The organism is Mesorhizobium sp. 113-3-9, from assembly GCF_016756515.1.
Taxonomy (GTDB): domain Bacteria; phylum Pseudomonadota; class Alphaproteobacteria; order Rhizobiales; family Rhizobiaceae; genus Mesorhizobium.
In genome coordinates, this window is the sequence record NZ_AP023246.1 from 159983 (window position 1) to 179633 (window position 19651).

The window sequence follows — 19651 nt, forward strand, 5'->3', positions numbered from 1 at the left end:
GGGAGAGGTCGGATTGCCCCGATTTGTCCTTCACAAATCGGTTGGCAATCCGGGTGAGGGGTAAGCTGGCGCCAAGCTGGAACACCCCTCATCCGGCTCGGCGCTGCGCGCCGATCCACCTTCTCCCACAAGGGGAGAAGGGAAAATGGCCGCCTCCCGGCCCTTCGCAGGCTCAGGGCGTTCGAAGCTCGAAAAGCCAAGCAATTGGCTTTTCGTCCGCTACGCGGACCGCTTCTCACCCGTGTGCCACCATCACATGGCGCACGGCGGTGTAGTCTTCCAGCGCATAGAGCGACATGTCCTTGCCGTAGCCGGACTGCTTGAGGCCGCCATGCGGCATCTCGTTGGTCAGCATGAAGTGGGTGTTGATCCAGGTGCAGCCATATTGCAGGCGGGCGGCCGTCGCCATGGCGCGCGAGACATCCTTCGTCCACACCGACGAGGCCAGGCCGTAGTCGCTGTCATTGGCCCAGTTCACCGCCTCGTCGACTTCCGAGAACCGGGTGACCGAGACGACCGGGCCGAAGACTTCGCGGCGCACGATCTCGTCTTCCTGCAGCGCGCCGGCGACGACGGTCGGCTGATAGTAGAAACCGCTGCCCTCGCCCGGCTTGCCGCCGGTGGTGATCTCGATGTGCTTCAGCTCCGAGGCGCGCTCGACGAAGCTCGACACGCGATCGCGCTGACGGCGCGAGATCAGCGGCCCGATCTCGTTCTGGGTATCGTCGGGCAAATTGTACTTGATGGTCGACACCGCCGAGGACAGATCGGCGACAAGCTTGTCGTAGATCTTCTTCCCGGCATAGATGCGGCAGGCGGCGGTGCAATCCTGGCCGGCATTGTAATAGCCGAAGGCGCGCAAGCCATTGACCACGGCGCCAAGATCGGCGTCGTCGAAGACGATGACCGGCGCCTTGCCGCCAAGCTCGAGATGGGTGCGCTTGACCGACTTGGCGGCGGCCTGCAGCACCTTCTTGCCGGTGGCGACGTCACCGGTGATCGAGATCATGTTGACCTTGGGGTGGTTGATCAGCGTGTTGCCGACGCTGTCGCCACGGCCGAGCACGACATTGACGACACCTTCGGGCAGGATCTCGGCCAGGATCTTCGCCAGCTTCAGGGCGGTCAGCGGCGTCTGCTCCGATGGCTTGAAGACGACCGTGTTGCCGCCAGCGATCGCCGGCGCCAGTTTCCAGGCCATCATCATCAGCGGGTAATTCCAGGGCGCGATGGAGGCGACGATGCCGATCGGGTCGCGCCGGACCATCGAGGTGTGGCCAGGCAGATATTCGCCTGCGACAACGCCCGGCATCGAACGCACCGCGCCGGCAAAGAAGCGGTAGCAGTCGACGATCGCCGGGATCTCGTCATTGAGCACGGCATTGATCGGTTTGCCGCAGTTCAGCGCCTCGAGCGTGGCGAACTCCTTGGCCTCGGCCTCGATGCGGTCTGCGATCCTCAGCAGATAGCCGGAGCGCTGCGCCGGCGTGGTGCGCGACCACAAGACGAACGCTTGTTCGGCGGCACTGACCGCCACCTCGATCTGCGCCTGGCTGGCCTCGGGCAGGTTGAGAATGGTCGCCCCTGTCTTCGGATTGAGGATCGGCTCCTCGGTCTCGGCGCCCTTCTCGAACTTCGAGCCGATCAGCATCTGGGTGTCCATTGGGTTTCTCCTTGAACAGAAGTGAGTAGTGAATAGTGAGTAGTTGGTAGTCAGTGATGAGCAGGCTCCGGCTGTGGATTTCCCTACTCACTACTCACTGTTCTCATTTGCCCGAACCGGCGATCTGATCACCGTCGCGGGTCAGGTAGTAGGCAAACAGGATGGGCAACAGCGTCACCAGCACGACGACCATGGCCACGACATTGGTGACCGGACGCTGGCGCGGACGGATCAGTTCCTCCAGCATCCAGATCGGCACGGTTTGCTGCTGGCCGGCGGTGAAGGTGGTGACGATGACCTCATCGAAGGACAGCGCGAAGGCCAGCATGCCGCCGGCAAGCAGCGCGGTGGCGATGTTGGGCAGCACGACATGGCGGAAGGTCTGGAAACCATCGGCGCCGAGATCCATCGAGGCCTCGATCATCGAGCCGGAGGTGCGGCGGAAGCGGGCGACAGCGTTGTTGTAGACCACGACGACGCAGAAGGTGGCGTGGCCGAGCACGATCGTCCAGAACGAGAAGGGAATGTCGGCCAGCGCAAAGGCCGAGCGCAGCGCGATGCCGGTGATGATGCCGGGCAGCGCGATCGGCAGGATGACCAAAAGCGAAATGGTTTCGCGGCCGAAGAATCTCGTGCGCGACACCGCGGCGGCACACAGCGTGCCGAGCACAAGTGCGATCGCTGTCGAGATGGCGGCGACGCGTACCGACAGCGACAGCGCCTCCCAGACGTCAGGCCGGTTCCAGGTGACGGCGAACCACTGCGTGGTCAGCCCAGGCGGCGGCCAGACGAAGCTCTTCTCCTCGGTGGTGAAGGCGTAGACGAAGATCAGCAGGATCGGCAAATGCAGGAAGAGCAGGCCGCAGGCTGCAGCGATCTTCAGGCCGAGCGGAGCGGATTGACCACGATCAGAGCGCATCGAAAGCCCCCATGCGCTTGGCGCCCCAGAGGTAGAAGCCCATGATGACGATGGGCACCACGGTGAAGGCGGCGGCGAGCGGGATGTTGCCGGCCGTGCCTTGCTGCGAATACACGGCCTGGCCGATGAACAGGCGCGAGGTGCCGATGATCTGCGGGATGATGTAATCGCCCAGCGTCAGCGAGAAAGTGAAGATCGAGCCGGCGACGATGCCGGGCAGCGCCAGCGGGAACAAAACATTGCGGAAGGTCTGCCCCGGCGAAGCGCCGAGATCGGACGAGGCCTCGACCAGATTGCCGGGCACGCGCTCGAGTGCCGCCTGAACCGGCAGGATCATGAAGGGCAGCCAGACATAGACGAAGACGATGAAGGTGCCGGTGAACGACACCGACAGCGAGTTGCCGCCGACAACCGGCAGCGACAGCCAGGCATCGAGTACCCACAGCAAATGCAGCTTGGCGAGCAGCCAGGTGAGGATGCCTTCCTTGGCCAGGATCAGCTTCCACGCGTAGATCTTGACCAGGTAGCTCGACCACAGCGGCAGCATGACGCCGAGATAGAACAGCGCCTTCCAGCGGCCGCGTGCATAGCGCGCCGCATAGTAGGCGATCGGAAAGGCGACGACGGCCGAGGCCAGCGTGACGAGTGCCGCCATGGTCACCGTGCGCAGGATGATGTCGAGATTGGCGGCCTGGAACAGGTCGCCATAGGTCTTCAGCGTGAACTGGCGGTTGATGAGGCCGGAGTACTCGTCGATGGAGAAAAAGCTCTGTGCCAAGAGCGCGAAGAGCGAGCCTATATAGACGATGCCGAGCCACAGCACCGGTGGCAGCAGCATGAGGAGCAGAAGCAGTTGCGGCCGGCGCCAGAACAGGTCCGACAGCGCACCGCGCATGCCGCCGCTGCCCGGCAGGATCGCGGGGGCCGTGGCGCGCGGCATGGTGGCCTCGACGCTCATGCCGGTTCGTCCATCAGATGCAGGTGCTCGCGGTTGAAGGTGAGCACCACCGCCTCGCCTTCCGCCGGCAGGGCAGTGCCGGCCGGCACGACGGCATGCAACTTCAATCCGTCGGCATCGAGCGCCAGCCTGGTGGTGGCGCCGAGATAGTTGGTCGAGACGAGGCGGGCGGCAACCCCTTCGCCGCTTGCGGCACGGCCGACGCGAATGGATTCGGGCCGCAGGCTGCCCCAGCGATGCTGGCCGGAATAGCGCTGGACGAAGTCCGGCGGCAGCACGTTGGAGGAGCCGACGAAATCGGCGACGAAACGGGTTCTCGGCCGCTGATAGATATCCTCCGGCGTGCCGATCTGCATGATCCTGCCATCGTTGAAGACGGCTACGCGGTCCGCCATCGACAGTGCCTCGCCTTGGTCGTGGGTGACGAAGACGAAGGTGATGCCAAGCGCCTTCTGCAGCGATTTCAGCTCTTCCTGCATGTTCTCGCGCAGCTTGAGGTCGAGCGCGCCTAGCGGCTCATCAAGCAGCAGTACCTTGGGCTGGTTGACCAGCGCGCGGGCCAGCGCGACGCGCTGGCGCTGGCCGCCGGAAAGCTGGCCGGGCCGGCGGGCGCCGTAGCCCGGAAGCCGCACCAGCGACAGCGCTTCCTCGGCCGCCTTGTGGCGCTCGGCCTTGCCGACGCCCTTGACCATCAGCCCATAGGCGACGTTGTCCAGCACATTGAGGTGCGGGAACAGCGCATAGTCCTGGAAGACGGTGTTGACGTTGCGGCGGTAGGGCGGAACACCCTCTGCACGCTCGCCGAAGATCGAGATCGAGCCGGCACTCGGCTGTTCGAAACCGGCGATCAGGCGCAGGCATGTCGTCTTGCCCGAACCCGACGGGCCAAGCATGGCGAAGAACTCGCCCGGCGTTATGTCGAGATCGACCGCGTCGACAGCGCGAACGCTGCCGAAATGGCGCGAAACTTTCTGGAAGGAGACGGCAGAGGTCATGGGCTGTCAGTCTGTTGCCGGTTTATCAAAATCATCCTCCGCTACAAATCTGGCCAGGATCGCGAAATTCGCACGCCGCTTCACCTCCCCCTCGATGGGGGAGGTCGCGGCGAAGCCGCGGGTGGGGGTGATGGCGCGGACCTATCGAACAGGCCCCACCCCGACGCTGCGCATCGACCCTCCCCACAAGGGGGAGGGTAAGCGAAATCACCGTCCGCCGATGACGCCGATATAGTCGGACACCCAGCGGTAGTAAGGCACGCACTGGTCGTTCTGGGTGACGCATTTCGAGACCGGCGTCTTCCAGAACTTGATCTTGTCGAAATTGTCGTAGCCGTTGGTCTTGCAGCCTTCCTCGCCGAGCAATTCATTACCCTTGCAGGCGGCAGGCACCACCGGCAGCGAACCGAACCAGGCCGAAACATCGCCCTGCACCTTCGGCGACAGCGAATGCTCAAGCCACTTATAAGCGCAGTTCGGATGAGCCGCGTCGGCTTCCATCATGGTGGTGTCGGCCCAGCCGGTGACGCCTTCTTCCGGCACGGTCGAGGCGACCGGCTTCTTGGCGGCGACCAGCGTGTTGACCTGATACGGCCACGAACCGGATGCCACGACGCCTTCATTCTGGAAATCGTCGACCTGGATGGCGGCATCATGCCAGTAGCGGCCGACCAGCGTGCGCTGGACGCGCAGCAGATCGAGGGCGGCCTTGTACTGGTCTTCGTTGAGCTCGTAGGGGTCCTTGATGCCGAGTTCCGGCTTGTGGAACATCAGATAGTTGGCGGCGTCCGCGATGTGGATCGGTCCGTCATAGGCCTGGACGCGCCCCTTGTTGGACTTGCCGTCCGGCAGCTTCATCTCTTCGAAGACGACGTTCCAGCTCTTGGGCGCTTCCTTGAACACCTCGGTGTTGTACATCAGGATGTTGGGGCCCCACTGATAGGGAACGCCGTAATGCACCTTGTCGACGGTGAACCAGGGCGCGTCCTTGAGGCGATCGTCGACCGCCTTCCAGCTCGGGATGAGATCGGTGTTGATCGGTTGCACGCGCTTGCCGGCGACCAGGCGTAGCGAGGCATCGCCTGAAGCCGTGACGAGGTCGAAGCCGCCTTCGTTCATCAGCGAGACCATCTCGTCGGACGTGTTGGCGGTCTTGACGTTGACCTTGCAGCCACTCTCCTTCTCGAAAGCGGTGACCCAATCATAGCCCTTGTCGGTCTCGCCGCGCTCGATATAGCCCGGCCAGGCAACGATGTTGACCTGGCCTTCGCCCTTGCCGAGTTCCTTGACCTGGGCGATGGCCTGACCAGAGAAGGTCAGCGCGACCGTCAGCGCAGTGCATGACTTCAGGAATGAATTCATCATCGATCTCCCATTTTGGCGCCTGATCCCGAAACCGCTCCGGTTTTCGCCAGATCAAGCGCGGACTGAAAAACTGTCGGTTCGTCCTATGGACTTGATGTCGCTCTGGTGGCGGCTTTGGTCCGTGGTACGGAAGGTGCTTGGAAAATTCCGGTTTCGCAAATTCATTTATCAGAAAGGCGATATCGGTTTTTCCGATAGATTGACACGCTTCAATCAGGGGCGTTGGCGGACCGTGCGCTGCGACTGGGCAAGGCCGACGAAGTCCCGTGCCGCCTGCGGCAGGCCGGAGCCGCGCCGCCAGACCATGCCGACCTGCACCACCGGCAAGGAGCCCGAAATATCGCGCGATTCGATGCGGTCGCCTTCCAGCGACCATGGCCGGTAGACAAGATCGGGCAGCAGCGCCACGCCGGCCCCGGTGGCAACCAGACTGCGCACTGCCTCGACCGAGCGGGTGCGGAAGGCGACATGCGGCTTGGCGCCGATCGCCGTCAGCAGCTTGCCGGTGTTCTCCTCGATCTCGTCGACGGTGAGCATGATCAACGGTTCGCCGGCGATGTCACCAATGCCGATGATGTCGGCGCCGGCGAGCGGATGGCCGAGCGGCAGCCACAGGCGGTAGGCCGAGACCTCAAGGATCTCGGACTGCAGCGCCGTGCGATCGCGCAAATTGGAAGTGACCATGACGGCGATGTCGAGCTTGCCGCCGATCAGCAGATGTTCGAGGTAGTCGCCATTGTCCTCGATGGCCGAGACCTCGACACCCGGATAGGCGCGGCGATAGCGGGCGAGCAGATCCGACAGCACATAGCCGGCGACCAGCGAGGTGACGCCGAGCTGCAGCCGCCCGCCCGCCACAGCCTGCTCGCCGGAGAAAGAGCGGCGCGCATCGGACACGTCGGCGAGGATCTTGGTCGCATGACGCAGGAACTGATGGCCCTTGTGGGTGATGTTGAGGCCACGCGGATGGCGCTCGAACAATTCGACGCCGAGATCGCTTTCGAGTTCCTTGATCGCTTCGGTGACCGAGGACTGCGAGATGGAGAGGTTCTGCGCCGCGCCCGACACCGTGCCTTGCTCGGCGACGGCGATGAAGAACTGCAACTGTCGGATGGTGAACGCCATGGCCGGACTAAACACCGGCGGCGAAGCGAAGGAAAGCCAACGGCGGGCTTATCCCATGGCTGGAGGCTGTTGCCGTGCGCTCAGCCGAACACCAACATGATGCGCCGCCGGCATGCAGGACCATAACGCAATGCCAACATGAAGGCCGTCTCCAGCGCCACGACGATGACGATGATGCGCAAACCCACCGTAAAGGTGTCCTGACCGCTGCCGCGCAGGAGATAGCCGGTCAGGAGAAAGCCCGCATTCCAGATGGTGGCGCCGAGCAGTGTCGCGATTGCGAAGGGCAAACCAGGCAGACTGAGGGCGCCCGCCGCGATCGGCAGGTAGTTGCGCACGGTCGGGATGAACTGCGCCAGCAAGGACACCCTGACATGATTGCGGCGATAGGCCTGGCCGAGCCTGCGGTAGGTCGCGGGGCGCAGGAAGACATATCTGCCGACACGTTCGATCAGCCTGTCGGCACGGTCAAATCCGATCCGGCGGCCAACCCCATACCAGACAAGGCAGCCAAGGAAGGAGGCAAGCGTCGTCACCACCAGCAGGATCGCCAGTGTGAAGCCATCCGGTGCAGCCGTCATGCCGAGGAACAGCAGCAGCACATGCGAGGGCGGAACCGGCAGGATCTTCTCGGTGAAGGCAAGGCAAAAGACGCCGAACAGGCCGAAGCCGAGAATGGCCGACAGCGGGCCGGTCATGCGAAGCGCCAGTCGGAGGACGTGACAGTCTTGATCCTGGCGATGCGATAGACCGTTGCCGGCGGGAAATTGCGAAAGGTATGGCCGACCCGCGTGACCTCGAGATCGAGCCGATCGAGCAGCGATTGATCGAACGGGCAGCGCCAGCCGAGCGTGAGCTGATACAGCGCCCCGCCCGGACGAAGGTTCGCGAAAACGCCTTCGAGAATGGCAAGCGTCTTGCGCGGTGAAATCAGGCGGAAGGGCAGCCCGCTGATGGCGGCGCCGACCACCGGCCCGGGGAATAGCGACAGATGGCGCAGGCCGACGGCATCCATCTCGAAAATTCGGGCGGCGGGAAAGCGGCGCATGAGAAGTGCCGCGAAATCCGGATCGGATTCGATCAGCGTCAGATCCTCTTCCCTAACCCCGCGTGACAGCAGCGCGCGTGTGAACGGGCCGGTTCCAGGACCGAGCTCCAGCACCGGGCCGGTTTCGGGGCCGATGTCGCGCGTCATCAAGGCCGCCAGGCTGGAACTGGACGGCGTGACGGAGCCGACCCTGAACGGCGCAACGGTCCACGCCATGAGAAAAGACAGGGCATCATGTGCAGGCATAGGCAACCTCAATCCCGGACAACAGCACGCCAACCAATTTGGCGTGGCCGCTCGATTTCGTTTCGGCGTCGGGCCCGAACCTGTTGCATCGTCAGGCCCGACGCCTTGACGCCGGCATGGCGGTTCGTGCCGACCGGCGCTGTTTGCCGTGGCTGGATTGCATAGACATTGCGCAATAGCGCGGACGCAAAGAAAGGACTTGCCGGCCTCGGGCCATTCGGCTTTGCCATGTCTACGCAATGTTGGCGCGGTAGCGCCTGATACGGTGTGCTCGTTGCCGGGGAGTGTGGATGCGTATCTTGCTGGTCGAAGACGAGCCCGAAATGGTCTCGGCGCTGCGTGCGGCGCTGAAGCGCCACGACATGGTGGTCGATCACGCCGGCACATTGGTCGAGGCGGAAGGCTTCGTTGCCGTCGACAGCTACGACGCCATCCTGCTCGACCGCCAGTTGCCTGACGGCGACGGGCTGTCGCTGGTGCCGAGATTGCGCTCGGCGGCGAACACCACGCCGGTGCTGGTGCTGACGGCCAGGGGCGACACGTCTGACAAGGTCGACGGGCTGGACATGGGCGCGGACGACTATCTGGCAAAGCCGTTCGCCTTCGAGGAATTGCTGGCCCGTTTGCGCGCATTGCTCAGGCGGCCGGCGCCGTTGCAGTCGCAATTCATCCGCGCCGGCCATCTGGTGCTCGATGTCGGACATCGCGAGGCTGCGATCCGTGGCGAGCCGCTCAGCCTGCCGCGGCGCGAGCTGCTGGTTCTGGAGGCGCTGATGCGGCGAACCGGCCGCATGGTGCAGCGCGAGGCGCTGATGGAAGCAGTGTTCGGCCTCGACGACGAGATCCAGTCCAATGCGCTCGATACCCATGTTTCGCGCCTGCGCCGCAAGCTCGCCGACGCCGATGCCGGGGTGACGATCAACGGCATTCGCGGCGTCGGCTATCTCCTGCGCGAAACGACGTGAGCCTCGATCGATGAGCCTCAACTGCCCACGTTCGCTCAAATGGAGCCTAGTGCTGCGCATCGCCTTGCTGCAATGCGCGATGCTGACGCTGATCATCGTCGGTATTCTCGGCGCATTGCTCGCCACCGGCCTCATCCCCCACGACTATGAGGACGGCACGATGGACGTGCTGGCGGATGCCGTGGCACGCGACGCCGGCGGCAAGCTTGTGCTGCGCGAGACTTCGGATCTGACGAAGCTGCGATCCGATGTCCCCGGCCTGTGGTTCATCATCCGCGACAAGCAGGGGCAGCGGCTGCAGGAAGGCACGGTGCCGGCCATCTTCCAGCCCTTCGCCGGCCTGCTGGACACCATCAGCGATGCGCGTGTCGACAAATCCATCGGCGAGAGCGCGCCGCCGGATGCAAAGATCCGCTGGACCGAAACGGCCGCCGGCAACGTCCAGATCTTCACCGGCACCAAGGGCGGGCTTTCGCTGCTGCGCCTGCTCGGACAGGCGCCGCAATTCTTCCTGCAAGGGATATTGCCGTTGGCCGGCCTGATGGCGCTGGCCACGCTGTTCGCGACGCCCTGGGTGGTGCGCGGCGCGCTGTCGGGCCTTGGCCATGCAGCGGCCGAGGCCGAGCGCATCGACATCGACCAGCGCGGCGTGCAACTGCCGCTGAAGGATGTGCCAAAGGAGGTCGCGCCGCTGGTCAAGGCGGTGAACGCCGCCCTCGCACGCCTGGACAAGGGCTATGAGCGCCACAAGCGCTTCCTGACCGATGCCGCCCATGAACTCAGGACGCCGGTCGCCATCCTCAACACACGCCTGGCCTCGCTGCCGGCAACACCCGAGCGGGCCCGGCTGCTGCAGGACGCAGCACGGCTTTCGACGCTGACCGACCAGTTGCTCGACCTACAGCGCCTCGACCGGCAGACCTCGCCTTTCGAGAAAGTCGATCTGGTGGCCATCGCGCGCGGCGTCATCGTCGATCTCGCGCCGATGGCGTTCTCTGCCGGGTATGAAATGTCGTTCGAGCCGGCAAGAGATACGGTTTTCGCGACCGGTGACCGCACCGCGATCGAACGCGCGGTGACCAACATCGTCCTGAACGCCATCGAGCATGGCGGCCGCGCGGGCAAGATCACCGTGAGCGTTGCAGCTCCGGCCGTCATCGAGGTGCGGGACGAAGGCGGCGGTGTGCCGCCAGCCGAGCGCGAACGCATCTTCGAGCCGTTCTACCGGCTGCGCCCTCAAGATCACGGCGCCGGGCTCGGCCTCAACCTGGTGCAGGAAATCATGCAACTGCATGGCGGGCACATCGAGATTTTCGATGGCAAGCCGTGCGGCGCCTGCTTCCGGATGAGTTTTCGCGCCTTGCCGGCATAGCACCACCGTGAACGGTAGAAATTGCGTTGGCGTGATTGACATCGCCGCAATCGTAACTAAATAAGTTACATGAAACGCAACAGCCGACTGTCCTCAACCCTGCACATTCTCGTCCACATGGCCGAGAAGCCAGAGCACGCGCTGACCTCCGAGCAGCTTGCCACCTTCATCCACACCAATCCGGTGGTGGTGCGCCGCACCATCGCCGGCTTGCGCGATGCCGGCATCGTCACCTCGTCTCGTGGGCATGGCGGCGGCTGGCTGCTCGGGCGCGCGCCCGAGGACATCTCGCTGGCCGAGATCAGCGCAGCACTTAGCGAGACGCTGCTGCCGTTCAGCACCGAGCCGGAAAGCCCCGGCTGTCTCGTCGAGCAAGCGGTGATCGCCGTACTCGATGATTTTCGTGTCGCGGCGGAGAAGCTGCTGGCGGAGAAGCTCAGCCGCATCACGCTGGCCGACCTGACCGCCGATTTCCGCCGCCGTTACGACCTCATTGGAGTCTCCAGCCATGCAATATGATCTTGCCGTCGTCGGCGGCAGCTTTGCCGGCCTGTCCGCCGCGATCCAGGCGGCGCGGGCCCGGCGCAACGTGCTGGTGATCGACGCCGGCCAGCCGCGCAACCGCTTTGCCGCGCATTCGCATGGCTTTTTCGGCCAGGATGGACGCACACCCAGCGCCATACTCGATGATGCAAGGCGGCAACTGCTTGCCTATCCGACAGCCAGGTTTGTTCAGGCGCGTGCAAACAATGCCGTTGCCAACAGCAGCAGCGATTTCGAGATCACCACCGATGGCGGCGAGACATTCGGCGCCTCTCGACTGGTTCTGGCCACCGGCGTGCGCGACATCCTGCCGGAGGTTCCCGGGCTTGCCGGGCAATGGGGCAAGACCGTGCTGCACTGCCCCTATTGCCATGGCTACGAGGTTTCCGGCGGGCCGCTTGGCGTGCTCGCAACCGGCCCGATGTCCATGCATCAGGCGCAGTTGATTACCGACTGGGGTGACGTCACGCTGTTCGGCAACGGCCAGATAGAGCCCGACACCGAGCAGATGCTGGCCATGGAGGCCAAGGGTGTCAGGTTCGAACCCGCGACAGTCAACGAACTCAGGGAGGACGGCTCCGGCGGCCTGATCGTCCAGCTCGACAGCGGCCGACAGGTTGGTGTCAGGGCGATGTTCACCGCACCGCGCAACATGATGGCGAGCCCGCTTGCCGAGCAACTCGGCTGTGGCTTCACCGACGGCTTCCTCGGACCGGTGATCACGGTCGATGACCGGCAGCAGACGACGATCCCCGGCGTCTATGCTGCCGGCGACGCGGCGCGCGCGATGCACAACATCGCCTTTGCCGTATCGGGCGGGACTTTCGCGGGCGTGTGCGCCCACCAATCCCTGGTGTTCAGCTAAAAGCGACTTCGCCACCGGCGATGCTGAGCCGCACGCCCGCCTGCGCCAGCGCCGCGGCTACATCGTGCGGCGGCGCGCAGTCGGTGGCGAGTTCGGAAAAACCGTCGAAGCCGCAGACCTGGACCAGGCCCTGGCGGCCGAACTTCGTGTGATCGGTGACGACGAGCGAGCGCTGGCCGCGTGACAGCACCATGCGGGCGAACTCAGCCTCTTCCAGATCGTAGTCCATGACACCCGTCACGGCATCGACGGCACCGGTGGAGATGATGGCATGGCTGACGGAGAAGCGGCTGACGAACTCGATGGCCGAAATCCCGAACGCGGCCCCTGAATCGCTGCGCAGCTCGCCGCCGGCCATATAGACCTTGTTGCCGTTGATCGTGGCCAGCGTGCGGGCGATGTCAGACGAATTGGTGACGACCGTCAGCCGCCGGTGGCCGAGCAGTTCCCGCGCCAAGAACGAGGTCGTGGTGCCGGTATCGAGCATGATGGACTCGCCATCGCGGATGGTGGCGGCGACCATGCGGGCAATGACGCGCTTGGCATCAGCATTCTCGCGCATGCGTCGCTCGAACGGCGCTTCGCCGATCATCGACGGCAAGCCGATCGCACCATGCATCTTCAGCACCGACCCATCAGCGGTGAGCGGCTTGACGTCGCGGCGCACGGTTTCGAGCGAAACACCCAGCCGGTCGGCCAGGCTGGCGATGGTGACGGTTCCCTCTTCCTGCAGCAGCCGAAGGATCTCGCCGTGGCGTTTGGAATGGACCATTGGGGTTTCCCGGGCTCAGGCTTTTGACCGGTTTTAAGGTAATTCAAGCGCTTTTAAAGGGACTGATCCTTGGTTTCGGGCAAAATACCCAAAAAAAGTCACATCTTTTTGTTGACAACCGGGCAACCTTGGCGTGAAATCCATTCATCGACAGAGGTTTCGGAGCTGCAACGGGAGGGCGATGGCAGAGCCGCAACTCACTGGCCAGGCAGTCTTGAACGTGCCTGACGCAAGGAATTTTCAGATCCGCGGGGGCGGATGCCGGGATCAAAAGCCTGGCCAAGGGGCTCGTCGGTGCGGTGCGGGATACCGATCCTGGCGTCCCGCACCGACGAGATTTGCGCTTCTCCCCGCCGTCGCTGCGCTGTCCATGGCGCCTAATGCATGTCGCCCGAAAGTGACCTCGGTTTTGGGAGAACGACATGCATGAAAACAAGGGCCTAAGGCGCGTCGCATGGATCCGTTTCAACACGACGCGCTTTAGTCGAAGCCCCGCAAACCAGGGATGATCCCGTGATTGCCGAAGACCGCATCCGCGCCCTGCCCTGCTGGACCGGCGCCGTCGAGATCGCCCCGCTGCCCGGCGGCCTGAGCAACGCCAATTATGTGGTCAGCGACGGTGCCGGACGGCATGTCGTGCGCTTCGGTCAGGACTACCCGTTCCACCACGTCTTCCGCGAACGTGAGGTGATGACGGCACGGGCGGCCCATGCCGCCGGTTTCGCACCGGCGGTCCATTACGCCGAGCCGGGCATCATGGTGACGGCGTTCCTTGGCGCCAGGACCTATCTTGCCGAGGACGTGCGCACCAATCTCGGCCGCGTCGCGGCCTTGATGCGCGGCTTCCACCGGGAGATGCCCAACCATATTTCCGGCGCCGGCTTCATGTTCTGGGTCTTCCACGTCATTCGCGACTATGCGCGCACGCTCGAGGAAGGCGGCAGCCGCAAGCGCGCTGACTTGCCACGGCTGCTCACGCTGGCAGACGAGTTGGAGCGGGCGCAGAAATTGCTGCCAATCGTCTTCGGCCACAACGATCTTTTGCCGGCTAACATTCTCGACGACGGCAGCAGGCTGTGGCTGATCGATTTCGAATATGCCGGTTTCAACACGGCGATGTTCGACCTTGCCGGCGTCGCTTCGAACGCGGGCATGAGCGACGAGGAATCCTTCGCCTTCCTGACCGCCTATTTCATGAAGGAACCGGACGAGGCGATCCGCCGCTCGCACGCCGCCATGCAATGCGCCTCGCTGTTGCGCGAGGCGATGTGGAGCATGGTGTCGGAACTCTATCTCGACGCGCCAGGCATCGACTATGTCGCCTACACCGAGGAAAACCTGGTGCGGCTCGACGCGGCGCTGGAAAACTACCGGACAAAATACGGGATCCTGAAATCATGACATTGCCCAGCCAGGCCGCCATCGTCGTCATCGGCGGCGGCATCATCGGCTGCTCGACGGCCTATCATCTCGCGCGCGACCACAAGGCCGACGTCGTGCTGCTCGAACAGGGCAAGCTGACCTCGGGCTCGACCTGGCACGCCGCCGGCCTGGTCGGGCAATTGCGCTCGTCGGCATCGATCACCCGGGTGCTCAAATATTCGGTCGACCTCTACAAGGGACTGGAGGCTGAAACCGGTCTTGCCACCGGCTGGAAGATGACCGGCTGCCTGCGGCTCGCCACCAATCCCGACCGCTGGACCGAATACAAAAGGCTGGCGACGACGGCGAAGAGCTTCGGCATGGACATGCATCTTTTGTCGCCGGCCGAGGTCAAGGCGATGTGGCCGCTGATGGAAACCGACGATCTCGTCGGCGCCTCCTGGCTGCCGACCGACGGCCAGGCGAGCCCTTCCGACATCACGCAGTCGCTGGCCAAGGGCGCGCGCATGCATGGCGCGAAGCTGTTCGAGGAGGTCCGCGTCACCGGCTTCGAGATGAAGGGCGGCCGCATCACGGCCGTCAAGACCAATCAAGGCGACATCGCCTGCGACAAGGTGGTGAACTGCGCCGGCCAATGGGCGCGGCAGGTGGGCGCCATGGCCGGCATCAATGTGCCGCTGCAGCCGGTGAAGCACCAATACATCATCACCGAGAAGATCGATGGACTGGCGACCGACGCGCCGACGCTGCGCGACCCCGACCGGCGCACCTATTTCAAGGAGGAGGTCGGCGGGCTGGTGATGGGCGGCTACGAGCCCAACCCGCAGGCATGGACAACAGGCGATGTGCCCAACGACTGGGAATTCCGTCTGTTCGACGACGATTACGACCATTTCGAACAGCACATGACACAGGCGATCGCGCGGGTGCCGGCGCTGGAAAGCGTCGGCGTCAAGCAGATGATCAACGGGCCGGAGAGCTTTACGCCGGACGGCAATTTCATTCTCGGCACAGCACCCGAATGCGCCAACATGTTCGTCGGCGCCGGCTTCAACGCCTTCGGCATCGCCTCGGGCGGCGGTGCCGGCTGGGTGCTGGCGCAGTGGGTGGTCGATGGCGAGGCGCCGCTCGACCTGTGGGTGGTCGACATCAGGCGTTTTTCCGCGCTGCACCGCGACCGGCAATGGGTGTGCGAGCGCACGCTGGAGGCCTATGGCAAGCACTATACGATCGGCTTCCCGCACGAGGAATATGCCAGCGGCCGGCCGCGCATCATATCGCCGCTCTACAACAGGCTCAAGCAACGGCGCGCTGTGTTCGGCTCCAAGCTCGGCTGGGAGCGGCCGAACTGGTTCGCCCCAGAGGATGTCGAGCCGCGGGACATCTATTCCATGGGCCGGCAGAACTGGTTCGCGGCGGTCGGCGACGAACACCGGCATGTCCGCGAGCATGTCGGCATCTTCGACCAGTCGTCCTTCGCCAAATACGAGCTCAGCGGACCCGACGCGGCCAAGGCGCTGGACTGGATCTGCGCCAACGATGTCAGCAAGCCGGTCGGCCGGCTGACCTACACACAACTTCTCAACACGCGCGGCGGCATCGAAGCCGACCTGACCGTGGCGCGGCTGGCCGAAGACAGATTCTACATCGTCACCGGCACCGGTTTCCGCACGCATGACGCCTCCTGGATCCGCGACCATATCGGCGAGGGCCTCGATGCCGGACTGACCGATGTCACCGAGGAATTCGGCACGCTGTCGCTGATGGGACCGCGCGCCCGCGATGTGCTTTCCGCGGTGACCGAGGCCGATGTGTCGAACGCGGCATTCCCGTTCGGCCATGTGCGCGAGATCGCCATTGCCGGCCACACGGTGCGGGCGCTGCGCGTCACCTATGTCGGCGAACTCGGCTGGGAATTGCATGTGCCGATCGCGGCCACTGGTGAAGTCTTCGACGCATTGACGGCGGCGGGCGAAAAGCACCGCATCCGCCCGGTCGGCTACCGGGCGCTGGAATCGCTGCGCCTGGAGAAGGGCTACCGCGCCTGGGGCTCCGACATCACACCCAACGACACGCCGCAGGAAGCCGGGCTCGGCTGGGCGGTCAAGCTGCGCAAGAACACGGATTTCGTCGGGCGGCGCGCGCTGGAGACGATCGGCGGGGCGCCTCTGAAGAAACGCTTTGCCGGCTTCACGGTCGACAGTCCGGAGATCGTGCTGCTCGGCCGGGAGACCATCCTGCGCGATGGCGAGCCGGTCGGTTACCTGACCAGCGGCGGCTATGGCTACACGATCGGCAGGAATATCGGCTATGGCTATGTGCGCAATGGCGACGGGGTGAGCGACGATTTCCTCGCCTCGGGCGATTATGAACTGGTGGTCGCCATGGAGCGGACGCCGGCCAAGATCCATCTCGAGCCGATGTACGATCCGACAGCGGAGAGGGTAAAGACCTAGATACGGTTCATTGTTTCACGGAAAGCGCCGAACCGCTTCTTTGTGGCGCCGCAATCCCCAAAGGGACACAGCGATACACTTCTTTCTTGCTGGAATTACTTCAGTTTACCCGGAGGACGAGGCCTCGGCTGGGCACGGTGTCGGCCTCGCCTGGCATGGAGACGTAAGGGCGCGTCTCCTCGGCGCGGGTGACGATGCCTTGCGCCTCGAGTTCGGCGATGCGCGCTGCAAAACCCTGATCCCACAGCGTGTTCTTGACCGTCAGCACGATCACCCCGCCGGGCCGGCAGATGCGGATCAGGTCGTCCAGACCTTCGACGCCGACATGGCCCGAGGTGAAGACTCCGGCCGAAACAATTCCGGCATAGGCATCGTCGGCAAAGGGCAGCCTGCCGCCGAGCGCGAGGCAATGCAGCGCGGAATAGACACCCTTGCGAGCGGCCTGATCCAGCATGCCTTGCGAGATGTCCAGCGCCTCGACTTCGGGATAGCCTGCAATGTTCAACCATTCACCGATGAGCCCGGTGCCCGCGCCGGCATCGAGCAGCGGTGCGGAGCCACGCGGCAGATGGCGGGCGAGCAAGGCAAGGCAGATCGTCGGATGGCGATAGCCGGCGGCTGACATGTCGGCGTCATAGGTCTGAGACCAACGGTCATAGAGAGCGGCCACTTCCTCTGGCCGCTTCGCCGCGTAGGCAGCGCCGAGCGCGCCATGATGTTTGCTGTCCACCATCGTCGTTCCGCCAGCCGCTCTCTCGCTCACCACGATCGGATGATAGCCAAACGGCGAAAATTGTGGAACCGTTGCGATGAGAAATAATCGCGTGGGGGCGCAGGCATGGTGACAGACGAGGCGCGGGCAAAACTTGCCGCCATTCCGGCGCTGGCCGGCTATGCCGGACCGCTCGACCGGCTTGGCGGCCTCACCAATCTCGTCTTCAAGGCCGGCGACTTCTGCCTGCGCATTCCGGGCAAGGGCACCGAGGAATACATCAACCGCGCCAACGAAGCGGTGGCGGCGCGCGAGGCGGCAAAGGCCGGCGTCAGCCCTGAAGTGCTTCATGCCGACGCCGGCACCGGTGTGATGGTGACGCGCTTCATCGCCGGTGCGGAAACGATGTCACCGGAGAAATTCAGGGAACGGCCGGGCAGCCCCGCCCGCGCCGGCGAAGCGTTCCGCAAGCTGCACGCGTCCGGTGCGGTGTTTCCCTTCCGCTTCGAACTGTTCGCGATGATCGACGACTATCTCAAGGTCCTGTCGACCAAGGATGTCGACCTGCCCGCCGGTTATCATGACGTGGTTCGCGAGGCAGGGAGCGTGCGCTCGGCACTGGCCAGCCATCCCTTGCCGCTCGTCGCCTGCCATTGCGATCCGCTCTGCGAAAACTTCCTCGATACGGGCGAGCGGATGTGGATCGTCGACTGGGAATATTCGGGGATGAACGACCCGCTCTGGGACCTCGGCGACCTCAGTGTCGAAGGCAAGTTCGACGCTGCGCAGGATGAGGAGATGATGCGCGCCTATTTTGGCGGGGAAGCAAAGCCGGTGGAGCGCGGCCGTATCGTCATCTACAAGGCGATGTGCGATCTTCTATGGACGCTGTGGGGGCTGATCCAGCTTGCCAACAACAATCCGGTCGACGATTTCCGCGCCTATGCCGACGGCCGCTTCGCACACTGCAAGGCGTTGATGGAGACACCGGAATTTTCGCGGCATCTGGCGGCAATACGCCAGGGTTAGAGCAATTCCAGGAAAAGTGTGTAACGGTTTTCCGTCCGGAATTGCGTAAAAACAAATAGTTAGAGCGGTTCTGCGATTCCGTGAAACGCTCTAGCCCCGCACTCGTTCCAAAACGCTGCACACTTTTGGGCGGCAGGCGTCAATTCACGCCCTTCGGCACGTTTTCGGGCGGCACCGTGGTGTCGACCACCTTTTGGCGGTGGAAAATGAAGATGCCGGCCAGGACGACGATGCCGGAGCCGATCAGGATGCGTGGGCCCGGAACATCACCGAAGAACACCAGTCCGAACACCACGGCCCATAGCAGCAGCGTGTAGTGCAGCGGCGCCAGCGTCGAGGCCGGCGCCAGCTTCAATGCCCTGGTGATCATCAGATGAGCGGCACAGGAGACGATGCCAAGCAGGAGCATGGCGCCGAGATCAAGCGCCGAGGGTGTCCGCCACGCGCCGATGGTCAGCACGCCGCCGACCAGCAACGTGCCGATCGTCTGCCATGTCACAAGGTTGGTATCGCTGGTGCCGCGCAAACGCCGGTTGAGGATGATGGCGAAGGCAAAGGCGATGCTGCCGACAAGGGCGAAGGCCGAAGATAGCGAGAACGCCTCCGAGGACGGCTTCAGGATGATGAGCACGCCACAGAAGCCGACCAGGATCGCCAGCCAGCGCCGCCAGCCGACCTTTTCGCCCAGCAGCAGGTGCGACAGCGCCGCGACGTAGATCGGTCCGGCCATGTAGAAGCTCATCACGTCGGCGAGCGGCAGATAGACGACCGCGGCGTAGAACAGCCCGGTATCGGCCGTGGTCGCGACCACGCGCAGGAGTTGGAGGATAGGCCGCTCCAAGTGGAAAAGCTTTGCGGCGCCCTGGTTGGCGATCATCGGTCCGAGCACGATGAAGGCGCCGATAGAGCGGATCAGCACCACCTGACCGACGGAGAAGCTTGCGACCAGCCATTTGCCCATCGCATCGTTCAGCGCAAACATGAAATCGCCGGCCAGCATCAGCAGAATGCCGGCCAGAAGAACGTTCCTGATTGTGGAACTCTGCGCCACGGGCTGCGTCATGCCGATCCCGATTCCTCCCTCGCGTAAGGCCGCGTCGTAAACGGAAGCGGCCGCTTTGACGAGGAGAAATCCGGAAATCGGCAAGGCCAGTGCCGGGAATCGGCTGGGGCTAGGCCTTCCCAACTTCGTCATCCACGGGCGGAGCAGCCGCGGAGCGGCGTCGCGAAGACCC

At 63.9% G+C, this 19651-nt stretch carries 18 protein-coding genes; 7 read left to right on the forward strand and 11 right to left on the reverse strand.

Translation table 11 applies throughout. The annotated features are described in order from the left end of the window. Positions 1-235 precede the first annotated feature (235 nt). The 8 genes from MesoLj_RS00765 to MesoLj_RS00800 form a co-directional block, all read right to left on the reverse strand. Positions 236-1663, reverse strand: coding sequence for a gamma-aminobutyraldehyde dehydrogenase (locus MesoLj_RS00765; protein ID WP_202324755.1), 1428 nt, complete (start codon positions 1661-1663; stop codon positions 236-238). Between the two features lie 103 nt (positions 1664-1766). Further along, the gene (locus MesoLj_RS00770; protein WP_056569667.1) at positions 1767-2582 is read right to left on the reverse strand and encodes an ABC transporter permease; all 816 of its coding nucleotides are present in this window, start codon (positions 2580-2582) and stop codon (positions 1767-1769) included. Continuing rightward, positions 2572-3540 (reverse strand): ABC transporter permease, encoded by a 969-nt coding sequence (locus MesoLj_RS00775; RefSeq protein ID WP_202324756.1) that lies wholly within the window; start codon positions 3538-3540, stop codon positions 2572-2574. The genes MesoLj_RS00770 and MesoLj_RS00775 overlap by 11 nt, the downstream gene beginning before the upstream one ends. Beyond that, positions 3537-4535: an ABC transporter ATP-binding protein gene (locus MesoLj_RS00780; RefSeq protein WP_202324757.1), complete on the reverse strand. Its 999-nt coding sequence runs from the start codon at positions 4533-4535 to the stop codon at positions 3537-3539. The genes MesoLj_RS00775 and MesoLj_RS00780 overlap by 4 nt, the downstream gene beginning before the upstream one ends. 207 nt (positions 4536-4742) lie before the next feature. After that, positions 4743-5897, reverse strand: coding sequence for an ABC transporter substrate-binding protein (locus MesoLj_RS00785; RefSeq protein ID WP_202324758.1), 1155 nt, complete (start codon positions 5895-5897; stop codon positions 4743-4745). 216 nt (positions 5898-6113) lie between these two features. Next, positions 6114-7025 carry a LysR substrate-binding domain-containing protein gene (locus MesoLj_RS00790; RefSeq protein ID WP_056569659.1) on the reverse strand — a complete coding sequence of 304 codons (912 nt, stop codon included), beginning with the start codon at positions 7023-7025 and terminating at the stop codon, positions 6114-6116. An 80-nt stretch (positions 7026-7105) separates the two neighbouring features. Next, the gene (locus tag MesoLj_RS00795) at positions 7106-7723 is read right to left on the reverse strand and encodes a DedA family protein (protein ID WP_202324759.1); all 618 of its coding nucleotides are present in this window, start codon (positions 7721-7723) and stop codon (positions 7106-7108) included. Continuing rightward, entirely contained in the window at positions 7720-8319 is a 600-nt protein-coding gene (locus MesoLj_RS00800; protein WP_202324760.1) for a class I SAM-dependent methyltransferase, read from the reverse strand. The genes MesoLj_RS00795 and MesoLj_RS00800 overlap by 4 nt, the downstream gene beginning before the upstream one ends. Positions 8320-8609: 290 nt before the next feature. Here MesoLj_RS00800 and MesoLj_RS00805 point away from each other — a divergent pair, with 290 nt between their 5' ends. The 4 genes from MesoLj_RS00805 to MesoLj_RS00820 all read left to right on the forward strand — a co-directional run bounded on the left by MesoLj_RS00805 (position 8610) and on the right by MesoLj_RS00820 (position 12064). Next, positions 8610-9284 (forward strand): response regulator transcription factor, encoded by a 675-nt coding sequence (locus MesoLj_RS00805; protein ID WP_202324761.1) that lies wholly within the window; start codon positions 8610-8612, stop codon positions 9282-9284. A gap of 10 nt (positions 9285-9294) precedes the next feature. Continuing rightward, positions 9295-10656 (forward strand): sensor histidine kinase, encoded by a 1362-nt coding sequence (locus MesoLj_RS00810; RefSeq protein ID WP_202324762.1) that lies wholly within the window; start codon positions 9295-9297, stop codon positions 10654-10656. A gap of 69 nt (positions 10657-10725) precedes the next feature. Further along, positions 10726-11175, forward strand: coding sequence for an RrF2 family transcriptional regulator (locus tag MesoLj_RS00815; RefSeq protein ID WP_202324763.1), 450 nt, complete (start codon positions 10726-10728; stop codon positions 11173-11175). Then, positions 11165-12064, forward strand: a complete 900-nt coding sequence (locus tag MesoLj_RS00820; protein ID WP_202324764.1) for an NAD(P)/FAD-dependent oxidoreductase — start codon at positions 11165-11167, stop codon at positions 12062-12064. Before MesoLj_RS00815 ends, MesoLj_RS00820 begins: the two co-directional genes overlap by 11 nt. Here MesoLj_RS00820 and MesoLj_RS00825 read toward each other — a convergent pair. Then, positions 12057-12836 (reverse strand): DeoR/GlpR family DNA-binding transcription regulator, encoded by a 780-nt coding sequence (locus tag MesoLj_RS00825; protein WP_202324765.1) that lies wholly within the window; start codon positions 12834-12836, stop codon positions 12057-12059. The two genes, MesoLj_RS00820 and MesoLj_RS00825, sit on opposite strands and share 8 nt — an antisense overlap. A gap of 513 nt (positions 12837-13349) precedes the next feature. Between MesoLj_RS00825 and MesoLj_RS00830 the strand changes: the two genes are divergently transcribed. Then, a complete protein-coding gene (locus tag MesoLj_RS00830) occupies positions 13350-14237 on the forward strand; it encodes a phosphotransferase family protein (RefSeq protein ID WP_202324766.1) in 888 nt (295 codons plus the stop codon). Beyond that, positions 14234-16675, forward strand: a complete 2442-nt coding sequence (locus MesoLj_RS00835; RefSeq protein WP_202324767.1) for a GcvT family protein — start codon at positions 14234-14236, stop codon at positions 16673-16675. The genes MesoLj_RS00830 and MesoLj_RS00835 overlap by 4 nt, the downstream gene beginning before the upstream one ends. A gap of 100 nt (positions 16676-16775) precedes the next feature. Here MesoLj_RS00835 and MesoLj_RS00840 read toward each other — a convergent pair whose 3' ends face one another. Next, positions 16776-17408: a class I SAM-dependent DNA methyltransferase gene (locus tag MesoLj_RS00840; RefSeq protein WP_202324768.1), complete on the reverse strand. Its 633-nt coding sequence runs from the start codon at positions 17406-17408 to the stop codon at positions 16776-16778. A gap of 105 nt (positions 17409-17513) precedes the next feature. Here MesoLj_RS00840 and MesoLj_RS00845 point away from each other — a divergent pair, with 105 nt between their 5' ends. Next, positions 17514-18416 carry a phosphotransferase family protein gene (locus MesoLj_RS00845; RefSeq protein ID WP_202324769.1) on the forward strand — a complete coding sequence of 301 codons (903 nt, stop codon included), beginning with the start codon at positions 17514-17516 and terminating at the stop codon, positions 18414-18416. 139 nt (positions 18417-18555) lie between these two features. On the opposite strand, the gene MesoLj_RS00850 is transcribed toward MesoLj_RS00845, so the two are convergent. Then, positions 18556-19479, reverse strand: coding sequence for a DMT family transporter (locus MesoLj_RS00850; protein WP_202324770.1), 924 nt, complete (start codon positions 19477-19479; stop codon positions 18556-18558). Between the last annotated feature and the right edge of the window lie 172 nt (positions 19480-19651).